The following is a 12,529-nucleotide window of genomic DNA, read 5'->3' as shown; positions in this document are numbered from 1 at the left end:
AGTCAGCCGGTCACGACCACCGGCGTCCCGAGGTCGGCGAAGCGCCACATGACCCTGGCGTCCGACCGCTTCTGCCGGATGCAGCCGTGCGACGTCGCCGTGCCGAGCTCGTCGACCCCCTGGACCTTCTGGCCGTCCTTCACCGGGATGTCGTGGAACCCGATCGCGGCCCCGGTGTCGCCCTGCGTGAAACGGACGAAGTACTTCATGGTCCCCGAGTCGTCGATGCCGATCGCGCTCATGGAGCGGGAGTAGACCTGGAAGGTGCCGGGCTCGAGGTTGTCGTAGACGCTTCCCGACACCAGGTGCGTGTGCCGGACCCGACCGTTCTCGCCGACCAGCCACACGCGCTGCTGCGCCTCGCTGTAGACGACGCGACGACCCGAACCGGAGTCGGCGGGCAGCAGGTCCTCCGCGCGGATCCGTCGCCGCTCGCCCGGGGTCGACGCGTTGCGGATGTCGACTCCGATCGCGGCATCGACCGCCTCGGCCCCGAGCACCTCGACCGAACCGGGTGCGTTGGCCGCGGGCCGCTCGCGCGGCGGAGGCGAGGTGGCCGAGGACGGGAAGAGCCCGAATCCGGCGAGCATCGCGACGGCGGTCACGACGACCGCGGAGGTGGCAGCGCCGATCCGCCCGTAGCGCGGTCGGACGTCGCGGCGGTGCGTCCCCATCGATCAGCCACCCTCCCGCTTCAGGCCAGCCCGCTTCAGCAAGGACGCCGCGACCTCGCGGTAGGCCGCTGCGCCCTTGCTGCTGCGGCTGGTGGCGAGGATCGAGCGGCCGCGGGCCGGCGCCTCGGCGAACTTGATCGTCTTCGGGATGGGCGGCTCGATCACCTCGAGGTCGTAGGTGTCGGAGATCGTCTCGAGCACGGTCCGGGCATGGATGGTGCGTCCGTCGTACAGGGTCGGCAGCACGCCCCAGACCTCGAGTCCGCGGTTGGTGAAGCGGCGGACGTCGTGGACGGTGTCGAGAAGCTGCCCCACCCCGCGGTGCGAGAGGGTCTCGCACTGCAGCGGGATGAGCACGCCGTCAGCGGCCGTCAGCGCCGCCACGGTCAGCACTCCCAGCGAGGGTGGACAGTCGAGCAGCACCCAGTCGTAGTCGAGGTCGTCGGCCAGCTCGAGTGCCGTCTTGACGGCGTGCTCGCGGCCGGTGCGCGTCAACAGGTCGGCCTCCGCGCGGGCCAGCTCGATCGTGGACGGGAGCAGGTCGACGCCCTCGTCGGTCTGCAGGATGACCTCGGTCGGCGAGAGCCCCTTGGTCAGTACGTGGTGGACCGACACCTCCAGGTCCTCGGGGTCGATGCCCAGCGAGAACGTGAGGCACGCCTGCGGGTCCAGGTCGACGAGCAGGACCCGCTCTCCGAGCTCGGCCAGCGCCGCACCGATCGAGGCGACCGAGGTCGTCTTGGCGACGCCGCCCTTCTGGTTGGCGACCGCGAGCGTGATGGTCATGGTGCGTCCCATCATGCCGTAGCGAGTTGCCGGATTCGTGATGGCGACGGTTGGGTTGGGGCATGTCGTCACCCGGAACCGCCCTCGTCACCGGCGCCACCGCCGGGATCGGCCTCGAGTTCGCCCGGCAGCTCGCCGGACGAGGACATGACCTGGTGCTGGTGGCGCGCGACTCCGCGCGCCTCGAGCAGGTGGCCGAGGAGCTGCGCGGCACCGGGCCGAGCGGGCAACGGAACGTCGAGGTGCTCTCAGCCGATCTCGGCGACCGCGACCAGCTGGCGGCGGTCGAGGCCAGGGTCGCCGACCGTGACAAGCCGGTCGACCTCGTCGTGAACAACGCCGGTTTCGGGCTCAAGAGCCGCTTCCTCGACAACGACGTCGAGGACGAGCAGCGGCTGCTCGACGTTCTCGTGGTCGCCGTGATGCGACTCTCGCACGCGGCCCTTCATGCTCAGGCGGAGCGCGGTCGCGGCGGTGTCATCAACGTGTCGAGCGTCGCGGCGTTCCTCCCGCGCGGCACGTATGCCGCCGCGAAGGCGTGGGTCAACCAGTTCGGGAGGTGGGCGGCGGCCGAGTACCGCCCCCGGGGCGTGACCGTGACGACCCTGTGCCCCGGCTTCACCAAGACCGAGTTCCACCAGCGGATGGGTGTACGACGCGGCACCGGCTTCCTGTGGATGGAGCCCGACTTCGTGGTCGGCCGTGCGCTCGCCGACTTCGACCGGGGACGGGTGATCTCCGTCCCCGGCGCGCAGTACCGCGCGATCGTCGGCGCGACCCGGCTGATCCCGTCGCGGGCGCTGCAGACGTACCAGTCGATCGGCCGTCGTTGAGCCGTGGGCTGATGGCCGCCGTTTGGACACAAACGGAGAACCTGTCCGGAAGGGCGGGCAGCTGAGCGCGGTCAGACCGGCCCGGCCACAGTGGGGCCCGCCGACTCGGCCCACGATTGGGCAGATACGGCGGTACGGCACGGCGTGTCGTCGCCGTTTGTGTCCAAACGGCAGCCCCTACACGCCCACCCGTACGGCCGGGGCGCACACCACCCTGCGCCACACACACACTCCTCAGCCCTCCCCGGCCACGAACGCGCGCACCGAGTCCGCGACCAGCTGCACCGCGATGGCCGAGAGCAGCAGGCCGGCGATCCGGGTCACCAGCAGCACGCCGGACTCGCGGATCAGGCGGAGGATCGGGAGCGAGTAGCGCATCGCACTCCACAGGCTGAGGTGCACGAGGATCACGCCGAGAGCGACCGCGACGAACTCGGCCGCGCTCGAGATCGACTTCACGAAGAGCATCACCGCCACGATCGCGCCCGGGCCGGCCAGGAGCGGCGTGCCGAGTGGTACGAGCGCCACGTTCGTCCCGGCGGCGGCGGTCGGCTCCTGCTCGTTCCCGGTCAGCAGTTCCAGTGCCACGAGCAGGAGCAGCAGCCCACCTGCGCCCTGCAGCGCCGGCAGCGTGATGTGGAGGTAGTCGAGGATCTGCTGCCCGAAGAACGCGAACAGGCTGATCACGAGGAACGACACCGCCACCGCCTGCCACGCCGCGCGACGGGACGCGGACGGCGACCTGCCGCCGGTCAGCGACAGGAAGATCGGCACCGTGCCGACCGGGTCCATGATCACGAAGAGCGTCACGAAGACCTCGACCAGCAGCACTGTGTCGACCACGCTGCTCATCGCGGCATCCCCAGCACGACCGGCAGCCTAGTGCTCCGCATCGAGCGCGACTGCCGACCCCGACGCCTCGCTGGACCGATTCCGCGACACGATGGTCCGGCACGCGGGCCACCGGAGGTCCGGCCCGCCGATGGTTGACTGGACGCATGACGGACGGCTGGGGCCGGGTCGAGCGGCCCGATGCCGAGATCTGGTATCTCGACACGGCCGGTGACCTTCCGGTCGTCGTGCTGCTGCACGGGCTGGCCGGCTACGCACTCGAGTGGGGCGCGACGATCGCCGCCCTGCGCACCGACCACCGCGTGATCTCGATCGAGCAGCGCGGACACGGGAGCAGCACGCGCCGACCGGCGGACGTCTCCTTGACGGCGTACGTCGAGGACGTGGTCGCCGTGCTCGACGACCTCGACGTGCGGCAGGCGCCGGTGGTCGGGCAGTCGATGGGCGGACACGTCGCGATGCTGCTCGCCGCCCGCCACCCGCAGCGCGTCAGCAGGCTGGTGATGGTCGAGGCCGGTCTCGGAGGTGGCGACCCCGGTGATCTCGAGGGTCTCGCCGCGTGGTTGCGGGGTTGGCCGGTGCCGTTCGCCGACCGCGACGCCTTCCTGGCCTTCTTCGGTGGCAGCCGCAGCGTGGCGGAGGGATGGGCCGACGGGCTCGAGGAAAGGGTCGACGGCTTGTGGCCGCAGTGGGACGCGGACGTGATGGTGCGCGCGATCTCGGAGGTGGCCGACCACGAGTACCTCGACGAGTGGTCGGCGGTCCACGCGCCGACGCTCCTCGTGCGCGGCGAGCACGGGTCCGTCCCGGAACGCCAGGTCGAGAGCATGTGCGCCCTGCGTCCGGCTACCGAGCTCGCGGTGGTGGCGGGAGCGGGCCACGACCTGCATCTCGAGGCGCCGGAGGCACTGAGTCCGCTGCTGACACGGTTCTTGTCGGGCTAGCCGGAGCAGGTCCTCACCAGGCGGGCGCCGGTCCCGCGAACGGCAGCTCCACCAGGTGTGGCCCCGAACCGGACACGTCCTTGAGGAGCCACTCGTCGGTGAGCAGGAGCATTGCCGATGCGGGGAGCAGGACCACCCAGAGCCACCGGCCCTCGGCCTCGCCCGCGAGGACGGACCGGTCCAGGTCGCCCCCGGCGGCGCTCGTCGACACCGGCCACAGTGGCACCGACTGGGAGCGGATCCGGACCCGCAGCGTGGGTGTGCCACGCCCGAACTCCGCGCCCGGGTCCGACCCGGCCAGGCCGGCGCAGCGGCCGCCCAGCCCGACGCCGGCCTCCTCGGCGACGACGAGCACGTCGACCGGGCCGTCGAGCTCCGATGCCCCACTGCACGCGGTCACGGTGGCGATCGCGCCGCGGTCACCGCTCACGACGCCGAAGTCCGACACCCGCCAGCCGCTGCCGAGCGGCCAGGGCAGGTACGTCGGGAAGTCGTCAGCCAGCCGGAGCTGGGCCGTGAACGCGTCGTACGACGGCTCGCGCGGTCTCCACAACGGAGTCACCTCGCCGTGGACCGGGCACTCGCCGAGCCGGCCGTCGTGCCCACGAGCCAGTGGCTCTCGGTCACGAGGACACCAGGCCGCGAGCAGCATGCCTCCACGGTCGTGACCGGTGCACGCGCCGTCAAGCGTTCCAGCGCAGCATCACCGGGGTGTCGCGCTCGTAGCCCAGCACCGAGACCGTCGCCGTGTCGAGCCGGAACCCGCGCCCCTCGACGACTGGGAGTCCCAGCCACCGGGCGGTGAGCGCGCGCAGCGCATGCCCGTGGCCGAAGACGAGGAAGCGCTGCGACCCACGGAGCCGGGCGAGCACCCGATCGAGCCGGAGGGTGATGTCGGCGGCGGTCTCGCCGCCCGGCGTCGGGTGGGTCCAGACCGTCCAGCCGGGCACCGTCTCGCGGATCTCGGTCGTGGTGATCCCCTCGTAGTCGCCGTACCCCCACTCGACGAGGTCGGGCACGACCTCCGCGCCCAGGTGCCCGGTGAGCTCCGCGGTCCGGCGGGCCCGCTGCAGCGGACTCGTGAGCACGTGGTCGAACCGGGTGCCCTCCAGCCGGGGAGCGAGCGCCCGGGCCGCCTCCTCGCCGACCGGCGTCAGCGGCAGGTCGGTGGTCGAGGTGTGCCGGTGGTCGCGACTCCACTCGGTCTCGCCGTGGCGCACCAGCCAGACCTCGGTGGCGTCGGTCATCGCGGCGACCTGAGCCGGGCGCGCCACCGCCGTGTTCTCGTCTGCGTTTCGACGGAACGCGCTCCAGGTGGTGAGGCCGACTCCGCGCTCTCCTGGGCCGCGTGGCGTGCCCGCTGCCGGACGTCGTCCTCATGCTCGACGAAGCGGGCGAGTGCCCGGATCGCCACCGCCGACACCTCGGCCTCCGTGAGCTCGGCGAGGTCCCGTCCCGGCGTTGGCTCCGCAGCCGGCACGAGGTCCATCAGGTTGCCGACGACGTGAGGCTCGCGCTCCACGATCTCCGCGACCATCCGGTGGGCCCGTTCCAGGACCCACGGATAGGCCACCGCCGGGAGCACGATCCTCTCCGGGTCCGACGAACGCAGGATCCGCTCGGCGAACCAGTTCTTGAGGAGGCGCTCGGTGGGCTTTGCCAGGCCGTCTCGGTTCAGCTCACCGCTGACCCGGCGCATGACCTCCGCCTCTGCCAGACCCAACGACTCGTTGCGGCGCGCGGCCCGGGCGTCCATGCCGGTCCCATCAACGCCGGTGACGGAACACACCTGCGTCCAGAGCGACGAGGCAGACCCGCCGGACGGAGGAAGCACGACCAGGTGCGCCCGATCGGAGGGGATACCCACGCTCCAGCGGTCGAGGATCGAAGGCACGTCCTGCACCCGCCAGAAGTTCATCGACGGGTCTTCCCGGATCTTCTCGATGAACTCGTCGAGCCGTTGGGAGTGCCCGTGCTTGGTCCGCTGCTGCCACTCCGCAGGGATCTGGCGCACCAGGTCGCGTGCAGTGAGCATCACGTGGACTTCGTCTGCGGTCGCTTCGAGGTCGCGCAGCGCCCGTGCCGCGCGCTCCGGTCCCGCAGCGCTGAACAGTTCATGGCTGATCAGCGCATCACCCTCGAAGGCGTCGATCCGCTGGAGCAGCCGGGTCCACGCGTTGCGGCCCGCCGGTGGCAGGTGGTCGAGCTGGTTGCCCCCGCGCACGACGCAGGACGCCCAGTAGTGCGTGTTGATTCCTCGTCCAGGGAGCAACAGGCCCTGCTCGCGCAGCTCGGGTTTGTTGGCCCACCACACGGACTGGAGAAACGTCGTGCCCGACTTGGGGGTCCCGACGTGGATGAAGACTCGGGTGGCCATGGCTGTGCCAGCCTACTGGTGGCCCGGCCAGTTCCTGTCCTCGCGCGGGATCGGACGGCCGGGCTGATCGCCACCGCGCGCCTCGAGGTAATTGTTCTTCGGCACCATCACCTTGCGTCGGAAGATGCACACGACCGTGCCGTCCTGGTTGTAGCCGATCGTCTCCACGTGCACGACCCCGCGATCGTCCTTGCTGGTCGACTCCCACTTGTCCAGGACGGTCGTCTCGCCGTACAGCGTGTCGCCGTGGAACGTGGGTGCGACGTGTCGCAGCGACTCGATCTCGAGGTTCGCGATCGCCTTCCCGGAGACGTCGGGGACCGACATGCCGAGCAGGATCGAGTAGACGTAGTTGCCCACCACCACATTCCTACCGAACTGTGTCGTCTCCTCGGCGTAGTGCTCGTCGAGGTGGAGCGGGTGATGGTTCATGGTCAGCAGGCAGAACATGTGGTCGTCGAACTCGGTGACGGTCTTGCCCGGCCAGTGGCGGTACGTCGCCCCGACCTCGAACTCCTCGTAGCTTCGGCCGAACTGCATGGGGCCATTCAACCGGCCGGTGGGGGCAGGTCGCGACCCCCGAGGCGGCTGCGGGAGTATGACGTCGGCCACGGCGTCTACTCGACGGGTACGTCAGTCCGGGCGGGGCGTGCCGTCGAGAAGCCGCCTGACGGCTGATCGTGACGCCAGGAGCGCGACGACGAGCAGCGTGACGGGGATGAACCCGCCCAGGCTGACCGAACCGGCGAATGCGACGTCGATCAGCCACAGCACCACCAGCTTGCTCCCCGCTGCGACCACCCAGAGCATCAGCGCAGAGGTCGTCCTCGCCAGCCGGGTGGTCGCCCCGCGAAGCCGGGCCAGCACAGCACCCTTGAGGAGTAGCACCAGCTCCAGCGTGACCTTCAGCAGCACGGCCGTCAGCAACGAGAGTGTGAAGGTCTCGCTGATCACAGCCGGCAGGTACTGGATGGCGAGGTTCAGGACGACCACATAGACGAACAGGTCGATGACGTCGGCCGGGTGATCGACCAACCACGCCCGCACGGGGCCGCGCTCGGGACGAGCCCCGCCGCCCGCTTGCGCCCCAGCTGGCCCCCTCACCTGACTGGATCCTGCCCGGTCCGCCTGTGGTGGGGGCGCCGTCTCACAGAGCAGGTCCGCGATGTCGTCAGAACTGAGCGCCAGCGGCTCAGCTCTGAGCGATCACGCTCCCCCGCCGCCGGCCTTGCGTCGGTGCATCTTCGGGGCTGCGCTTCCGTCCACCTCGGAACCGTGCGCCTTCTCCTTCACCGGCCGGTCCTGACGGACGCCCTTCTCGGACGAGCCCTTGCGCTCCAGGGCCTCGCGCATCTTCGCCTTCAGGTCCTCGTTCGCCACGCTGTCCTCCTCGAGATCTGGATCTCCACCCTGCCACGGACTGGGTGCTGGGGCGACCTGAATATGCGCCACCCCGACCGAGCCCACCCGGCCGCGACGGCGTGTGGCGTCCGCTCCTCGTCAGCCGGGCTTGACCGCGATCCGGCCTGTCGCCATCGGCAGCAGGAGCAGTTCGTCCTTGATGGACGACAGGTACTCCTCAGTGGCCTTGCGGGCACCCTCCCAGTGACCATAGTCGTCGAGGATCAGGACCCCGCCCGGCACCAGACGAGGGTAGAGGTGCTCGAGCTCGTGGCGCGTCGAGGCGTACCAGTCCGTGTCGAGTCTGAGGATGGCGATCTGTTCCGGCGCCTCCGTGGGAATCGTGTCTTCGACCAGCCCCTTCACCATGTGCACCCGCTGCTCGGGATAGTTCGTCTCCGCCATGCCCTCGATGACGTCATCAAGGCCGGCGACGGCCCACACCGGGTGGCTCGTGTCGTGCCGCTGCATGAGGTCCGCGGCGGTCGACCCGTCACGAGTGCGTCGGTCGTGAGACGTCGGGGGTGGCATCCCCTCGAACGTGTCGAAGAGGTAGAGGTCACGCTCGGTGTCTCCGGCCGCCTCGAGGGCCCACGCCACCGCCTGCATCGACCCACCCCGCCACACACCACACTCGACGATGTCACCCGGCAGCTGAGCAGCGACCGCGTAGCGGACGGACTGGATCAATGCGAAGAGCTTGATCGGTGAGGTCATGGTTCGGGGCCTCACCTTTCGGATCAGCTCGATCGCGTCCTTGTCGAAGTGCGCCGGCACTCTCTCGGCGCGAGCCGCATCCGGGCCTGGCCCTTGATCCGTCCTCGCCGCGTCGGCCTTGCGTGCCTCGGTCTTGCTCGCCCCGGCCTTGCGTGGCCCGGTCTTGCGTGCCCCGGCCGTGCCCGCCTCGGCCAAGGCGAGATCGGACTGGCGTCGGTGCAGCTGATAGCCCGTGAGGTCCCCCAGCAGCGCGTTGATACGTGACTTGAGGTGACTGCCCTGTCTGCTCATCGTCCCACCCTAATCTTGGCCGAATCAGCGCGCCGCGCGACCCTGGCGGTGGACACGGACCGCCACCCTCAGCCCTCAACGAGGGCGCGTGACCAGGCGCTTGGTCCTGCGGGCGACGCGACGCATCAGTGCCGACGCGCGGCGTGAGCGAGCGGTCGGAGAAGGAATGGGGGCCGCGTCTGGGCTGCCTGCCTTCGCCAACTCCTGCGCGGGAGCGCTGGTGCGCGCCACTGTGAGCTGGTGGCTGCGGACCATGACGTCGGCCAGCGCCTGGACGGCGACGCGCGCGACGCTGTCGGCGTCGACGTCGAGGTCGACCTCGGCGCCGCTCGCGACCGGGACCAGGTCCTCCGGCTCACCCAGGAGGTCGTGCCCGGCCGTACGCAGCTCCTCGACCATCACCCGCGACAGCGCGTCTACCCATGCAAAGTGTTCCGCGGGCAGGCTCAGCCTCCGTGTCGGCTCCTGCCGACGCAGAGCGCCGTTGATCAGCAACGGACGGACGACTGCGCGGTACTCCGTACGCACGTCGGCAAGCCGGTCACCGAGTGCGGCGTTGACCAGACGTAGCGTCTCGACCTGCTCGTAGCCGAGTGACATGTTCGAACGCTCCCTGTCGATCTCCAGGGTCCCGATGTCGAAGCCGACGAGATCGCCGAAGAGTCGAAAGATCCCATTCGGGTCCCGGGTGTGTGAGGGCACTGCGATGACATGGAGTCGTCCGGGTGACAGGCCCTGGCTCCACCGCGTCGCTATGTCCGGGAGGTACTGACGTAGCCAGAACGGCGCGGCTTCCGGCCGATGAGCGCGCACGGCCGTCACGAAGTCGCCGTAGGGCGTCGTCAGCTTGGACTTGACCAGCTGCTGCCACTCCGACGGGATCTGCAGGGACCAGTCGCGGGCGGTGAGGACCGTGTGAACCTCGAAGTCCTCCGAGAGCGCGGTGAGCAGCTCCGCGGCGGGCTCCTCGGGTACCTCCGCGAGGTCCTCCAAGGTGACCAGCAGCCGGTCCCCGGGTTCCTTGCGGAGCGAACGCACGAGCCGCCGGAGTCCCTTGCGGCCCGTCTCCCGATCACCGGCCTGGAGCGCGAGCAGCGGCTCCAGCACCTTCGCCACATGGTGCGGTCGGGACATGAAGGGGTGGTTGACTCCCTGCTGGAGCAGGGCTGGGCGAGAGGCTCTCAGCGCGCTCTGCAACGCGCTGGTGCCAGATTTACGTGTCCCGACGTGTAGGTACAGGGGACGCGGGTTCACGTTGGCGGATTCTGTCACAAGCCCAGTACCGCGCGGCTAGTCGCGTGCACACGGCACTAAAGCGTCCCAGGCACGTGAGCGTCGGTGTCGGCCGTACGACGCAGCTGTCCGAGGAGCGCGGCACACAGGTCGTACGACGCTTCCAGCAGCTCGGCGTCGGTGACGCTCTCGGGGCTCACCGCCCGCGGATCCGGCTCGAGCGCCGTCAGGTCGTCAAGGGAGCCGACCACGTCGTGGCCGGCCGAGCGTAGCCACTCGACCGAGGCCATCGTCCGTTCCCGCACCTGCCGCCAGCGGTCGTCGTCCAGCCGGATCGGCGCGCCGCCGCGCGGCACCAGCAGCTCGTGCGAGACGTAGCGCCGCAACCAGCGGTACGGCTCCTGCCAGGTGGCGTCGTCGTGGTCGATCGCTTCCCGAAGCCGGGGTCCGAGGTCCTGAAGCAGACGTGCGCTGACCACGCCGACCGACTCATTGGGCCGAGCGGCGTCCAGGTCGGCGACACCGTCAGGTATGCCGATCACGCTGGCGAATCGCTCCCACAGCTCGGTCGGGCGGCCTCGTTCCGCCGGGAGCGTCACCACATGGATCCGCTCAGGCGGCAGGGCCCACCGTTGCAGCACCTCCGCCGGGTCCAGTGTCCACCAGCACCACCGCTGACCCGGATCGGCTAGTCCATCGACGAACTCGCCGAGCGAGCCGCCGTGGCCGAGCTTCAGCTTCTCCTGCCAGGCCGCCGGCACCACGCCCAGCAGGTCACGGGCGGTGAACACCACGTGCACCTCGGCGTCACCGAAGGCCTCGAGGACTTTCGAGGCACCGGCCGCGTCGGCCATCGTGAACCACTCGTTGCTGTAGACGGCCGTGCCTGGGTGTGCCTCGACCTGCGCCAGCATCCGTTGCCACACCCGCGCGCCGCGCGGCCGCGGTCGCGGCGTTCTTGCCCAGGTCGCAGCGACGTTGTGGTGGAACATGGTCGTGCCGGGGAGCAGAACACCGGCTTCAGCGAGGCGGTCCCGGCTGGACCACAACACCGTCTGCAGGTACGTGGTTCCGCACTTGGGACCGCCGATGTGCAGGAAGACCCGCTCAGCCATGGCGGAGTCGCCTCAGGGCGTGGACGGGACGCGCCACTGCTCGTCGCACCGCGCGTCGTCCTGCGCTGGGTCGGCTGACGGCATCGATCAACTCACCCCAGCGAGCCACGATGTGCTCCATCTGGTACTCGCGGGAGTCGTCCATCGCCTGCTCCCCCATGCGCCGACGCAGCTCGTCATCGTTCAGCAGCTTGTCGAGGGCAGCGGTGACTCCCGGGATGTCCCCGTCGTCGACGAGCACACCGTTGCGCCCCGTGGTGACGATCTCCGCAGGTCCACGTGGACAGTCCATGGTGACGATCGGCGTGCCCTGGCTCATCGCCTCGACGAGGACCATCGGGAACCCCTCGGCCCTCGACGTCATCAGGAATGCGTCTGCATGCGCCAGGACCTGCTTGAAGTCCTTCGTGTACCCCATCAAGCGGACCACGTCCTGCAGCCCTGCCGCGGCCACGTGCTCCCGGAGCTCACGCTCCAGAGGTCCGGATCCGTAGATGTGCAGCTGCCAGTCCGGGTGCGACACCGCCAGCGGACGCCATGCCTCGATGGCACGGTCGAAGCCCTTGCGATGCTCGAGGCGACCTGCCCCGACGACGACGCGGGCGCGGCGGGCTGGACGTTCGACCGGCGCGACCCAGCCCGACGAGTTCCTGAGGACCTCGATACGTGGGGCCTGCCCACCCAGCCGCGAGAGGTAGTCCTTGCGATCCTCCTCGGTGAGCGTGACCCAGGCATCGAGCTGCGGAACAACCTCGTCGAGGAGCCGTCCCATGCGGGCATTCTCATAGCGGGTCGGGAAGTTGAGATGGTCCCACCCGATGAGCCCGACGTTCGGCCTCGTCATCGCTACCGCGGCCCAGTGGAGCGAAGGTCGGGTGGAGATGACGACATCGGCATCCGTCGTGGCCAGCCGGCGCTGAAGTCGTTGTTCGATCAGCGCGTTCACCTTCGGTTCCCGACTGAGCACCGGGTCCGCGGCGGGCATGGCGGACAAGACGGCTCCTCGACTCGCACGGTTCTGGTTGCGTCGACGTACCCCCGCTCGCGTGGCGTCGAAGAGGGTGCTCACCTTCACACCCTCGTCGATGGGGAACGTGCTCGTCGGATTCGACCGGAGAATGCTGAGGATCTCGACCTCGTGAGTTCTTGACAGTGCGTTCGCCACATTGATCACGACACGGGCGATCCCGCCGATCCCATTGACGTTGAAGGTCAGGAACGTCACACGGGGAGGTCGGCCGGGGAGCAGGTTCATGGGGGTTCCTCGTCAGCTGGGTGCTCGCGGAAACCATAACCACACCGCGGC

The 12,529-nt window shown here is 69.7% G+C and carries 15 protein-coding genes; 2 read left to right on the top strand and 13 right to left on the bottom strand.

The genetic code is table 11. From position 1 onward, the window contains the following. Window positions 1-2: 2 nt before the first annotated feature. Both VFZ39_RS02520 and VFZ39_RS02515 read right to left on the bottom strand, forming a co-directional pair. A complete protein-coding gene (locus tag VFZ39_RS02520; RefSeq protein ID WP_330864150.1) occupies window positions 3-674 on the bottom strand; it encodes a L,D-transpeptidase in 672 nt (223 codons plus the stop codon). Between the two features lie 3 nt (window positions 675-677). Beyond that, the gene (locus VFZ39_RS02515; protein ID WP_330864149.1) at window positions 678-1,460 is read right to left on the bottom strand and encodes a ParA family protein; all 783 of its coding nucleotides are present in this window, start codon (window positions 1,458-1,460) and stop codon (window positions 678-680) included. A 62-nt stretch (window positions 1,461-1,522) separates the two neighbouring features. On the opposite strand from VFZ39_RS02515, the gene VFZ39_RS02510 reads away from it, so the two are divergent. Beyond that, the gene (locus tag VFZ39_RS02510) at window positions 1,523-2,293 is read left to right on the top strand and encodes an SDR family NAD(P)-dependent oxidoreductase (RefSeq protein ID WP_330864148.1); all 771 of its coding nucleotides are present in this window, start codon (window positions 1,523-1,525) and stop codon (window positions 2,291-2,293) included. A 234-nt stretch (window positions 2,294-2,527) separates the two neighbouring features. Here the strand turns inward: VFZ39_RS02510 and VFZ39_RS02505 are convergent, their stop codons facing one another. Then, window positions 2,528-3,145, bottom strand: coding sequence for a MarC family protein (locus tag VFZ39_RS02505; RefSeq protein ID WP_330864147.1), 618 nt, complete (start codon window positions 3,143-3,145; stop codon window positions 2,528-2,530). A gap of 146 nt (window positions 3,146-3,291) precedes the next feature. On the opposite strand from VFZ39_RS02505, the gene VFZ39_RS02500 reads away from it, so the two are divergent. Further along, complete coding sequence (locus VFZ39_RS02500) at window positions 3,292-4,089, top strand: alpha/beta fold hydrolase (protein WP_330864146.1); 798 nt, start codon at window positions 3,292-3,294, stop codon at window positions 4,087-4,089. Window positions 4,090-4,102: 13 nt separating this feature from the next. Here the strand turns inward: VFZ39_RS02500 and VFZ39_RS02495 are convergent, their stop codons facing one another. From VFZ39_RS02495 to VFZ39_RS02450, 10 genes are all read right to left on the bottom strand, one after another. After that, window positions 4,103-4,741 (bottom strand): DUF6758 family protein, encoded by a 639-nt coding sequence (locus VFZ39_RS02495; protein ID WP_330864145.1) that lies wholly within the window; start codon window positions 4,739-4,741, stop codon window positions 4,103-4,105. Window positions 4,742-4,772: 31 nt separating this feature from the next. Further along, window positions 4,773-5,336, bottom strand: a complete 564-nt coding sequence (locus VFZ39_RS02490) for a histidine phosphatase family protein (RefSeq protein WP_330864144.1) — start codon at window positions 5,334-5,336, stop codon at window positions 4,773-4,775. Continuing rightward, window positions 5,333-6,466 (bottom strand): hypothetical protein, encoded by a 1,134-nt coding sequence (locus tag VFZ39_RS02485; protein WP_330864143.1) that lies wholly within the window; start codon window positions 6,464-6,466, stop codon window positions 5,333-5,335. Before VFZ39_RS02485 ends, VFZ39_RS02490 begins: the two co-directional genes overlap by 4 nt. Window positions 6,467-6,478: 12 nt before the next feature. Then, the gene (locus VFZ39_RS02480) at window positions 6,479-7,006 is read right to left on the bottom strand and encodes a MaoC family dehydratase (RefSeq protein WP_330864142.1); all 528 of its coding nucleotides are present in this window, start codon (window positions 7,004-7,006) and stop codon (window positions 6,479-6,481) included. Window positions 7,007-7,099: 93 nt separating this feature from the next. Beyond that, window positions 7,100-7,513, bottom strand: coding sequence for a hypothetical protein (locus VFZ39_RS02475; protein ID WP_330864141.1), 414 nt, complete (start codon window positions 7,511-7,513; stop codon window positions 7,100-7,102). Window positions 7,514-7,672: 159 nt separating this feature from the next. Further along, entirely contained in the window at window positions 7,673-7,846 is a 174-nt protein-coding gene (locus VFZ39_RS02470; protein ID WP_330864140.1) for a DUF5302 family protein, read from the bottom strand. A 120-nt stretch (window positions 7,847-7,966) separates the two neighbouring features. Beyond that, a complete protein-coding gene (locus tag VFZ39_RS02465) occupies window positions 7,967-8,875 on the bottom strand; it encodes a TylF/MycF/NovP-related O-methyltransferase (RefSeq protein ID WP_330864139.1) in 909 nt (302 codons plus the stop codon). Window positions 8,876-8,950: 75 nt separating this feature from the next. Further along, the gene (locus VFZ39_RS02460) at window positions 8,951-10,009 is read right to left on the bottom strand and encodes a hypothetical protein (RefSeq protein ID WP_330864138.1); all 1,059 of its coding nucleotides are present in this window, start codon (window positions 10,007-10,009) and stop codon (window positions 8,951-8,953) included. A gap of 176 nt (window positions 10,010-10,185) precedes the next feature. Then, on the bottom strand, window positions 10,186-11,223 hold the full coding sequence (locus VFZ39_RS02455; protein WP_330864137.1) for a hypothetical protein: 1,038 nt from the start codon (window positions 11,221-11,223) through the stop codon (window positions 10,186-10,188). Then, on the bottom strand, window positions 11,216-12,478 hold the full coding sequence (locus VFZ39_RS02450; RefSeq protein WP_330864136.1) for a glycosyltransferase family 4 protein: 1,263 nt from the start codon (window positions 12,476-12,478) through the stop codon (window positions 11,216-11,218). Before VFZ39_RS02450 ends, VFZ39_RS02455 begins: the two co-directional genes overlap by 8 nt. Between the last annotated feature and the right edge of the window lie 51 nt (window positions 12,479-12,529).

This window comes from Nocardioides sp. (genome assembly GCF_036374615.1).
Lineage (GTDB): Bacteria > Actinomycetota > Actinomycetes > Propionibacteriales > Nocardioidaceae > Nocardioides.
Note: the sequence above shows the minus strand (reverse complement) of the source record. Positions and strands in the feature narration are given on the sequence as shown.

Excerpts from the sequence above, each read along its gene's own strand:
- VFZ39_RS02520 (WP_330864150.1), bottom strand. The coding sequence starts at position 674 with ATGGGGACGCACCGCCGCGACGTCCGACCGCGCTACGGGCGGATCGGC.
- VFZ39_RS02500 (WP_330864146.1), top strand. The coding sequence starts at position 3,292 with ATGACGGACGGCTGGGGCCGGGTCGAGCGGCCCGATGCCGAGATCTGG.
- VFZ39_RS02465 (WP_330864139.1), bottom strand. The coding sequence starts at position 8,875 with ATGAGCAGACAGGGCAGTCACCTCAAGTCACGTATCAACGCGCTGCTG.
- VFZ39_RS02485 (WP_330864143.1), bottom strand. The coding sequence starts at position 6,466 with ATGGCCACCCGAGTCTTCATCCACGTCGGGACCCCCAAGTCGGGCACG.
- VFZ39_RS02450 (WP_330864136.1), bottom strand. The coding sequence starts at position 12,478 with ATGAACCTGCTCCCCGGCCGACCTCCCCGTGTGACGTTCCTGACCTTC.
- VFZ39_RS02510 (WP_330864148.1), top strand. The coding sequence starts at position 1,523 with ATGTCGTCACCCGGAACCGCCCTCGTCACCGGCGCCACCGCCGGGATC.
- VFZ39_RS02495 (WP_330864145.1), bottom strand. The coding sequence starts at position 4,741 with ATGCTGCTCGCGGCCTGGTGTCCTCGTGACCGAGAGCCACTGGCTCGT.
- VFZ39_RS02505 (WP_330864147.1), bottom strand. The coding sequence starts at position 3,145 with ATGAGCAGCGTGGTCGACACAGTGCTGCTGGTCGAGGTCTTCGTGACG.
- VFZ39_RS02490 (WP_330864144.1), bottom strand. The coding sequence starts at position 5,336 with ATGACCGACGCCACCGAGGTCTGGCTGGTGCGCCACGGCGAGACCGAG.
- VFZ39_RS02455 (WP_330864137.1), bottom strand. The coding sequence starts at position 11,223 with ATGGCTGAGCGGGTCTTCCTGCACATCGGCGGTCCCAAGTGCGGAACC.
- VFZ39_RS02515 (WP_330864149.1), bottom strand. The coding sequence starts at position 1,460 with ATGACCATCACGCTCGCGGTCGCCAACCAGAAGGGCGGCGTCGCCAAG.
- VFZ39_RS02480 (WP_330864142.1), bottom strand. The coding sequence starts at position 7,006 with ATGCAGTTCGGCCGAAGCTACGAGGAGTTCGAGGTCGGGGCGACGTAC.
- VFZ39_RS02460 (WP_330864138.1), bottom strand. The coding sequence starts at position 10,009 with ATGTCCCGACCGCACCATGTGGCGAAGGTGCTGGAGCCGCTGCTCGCG.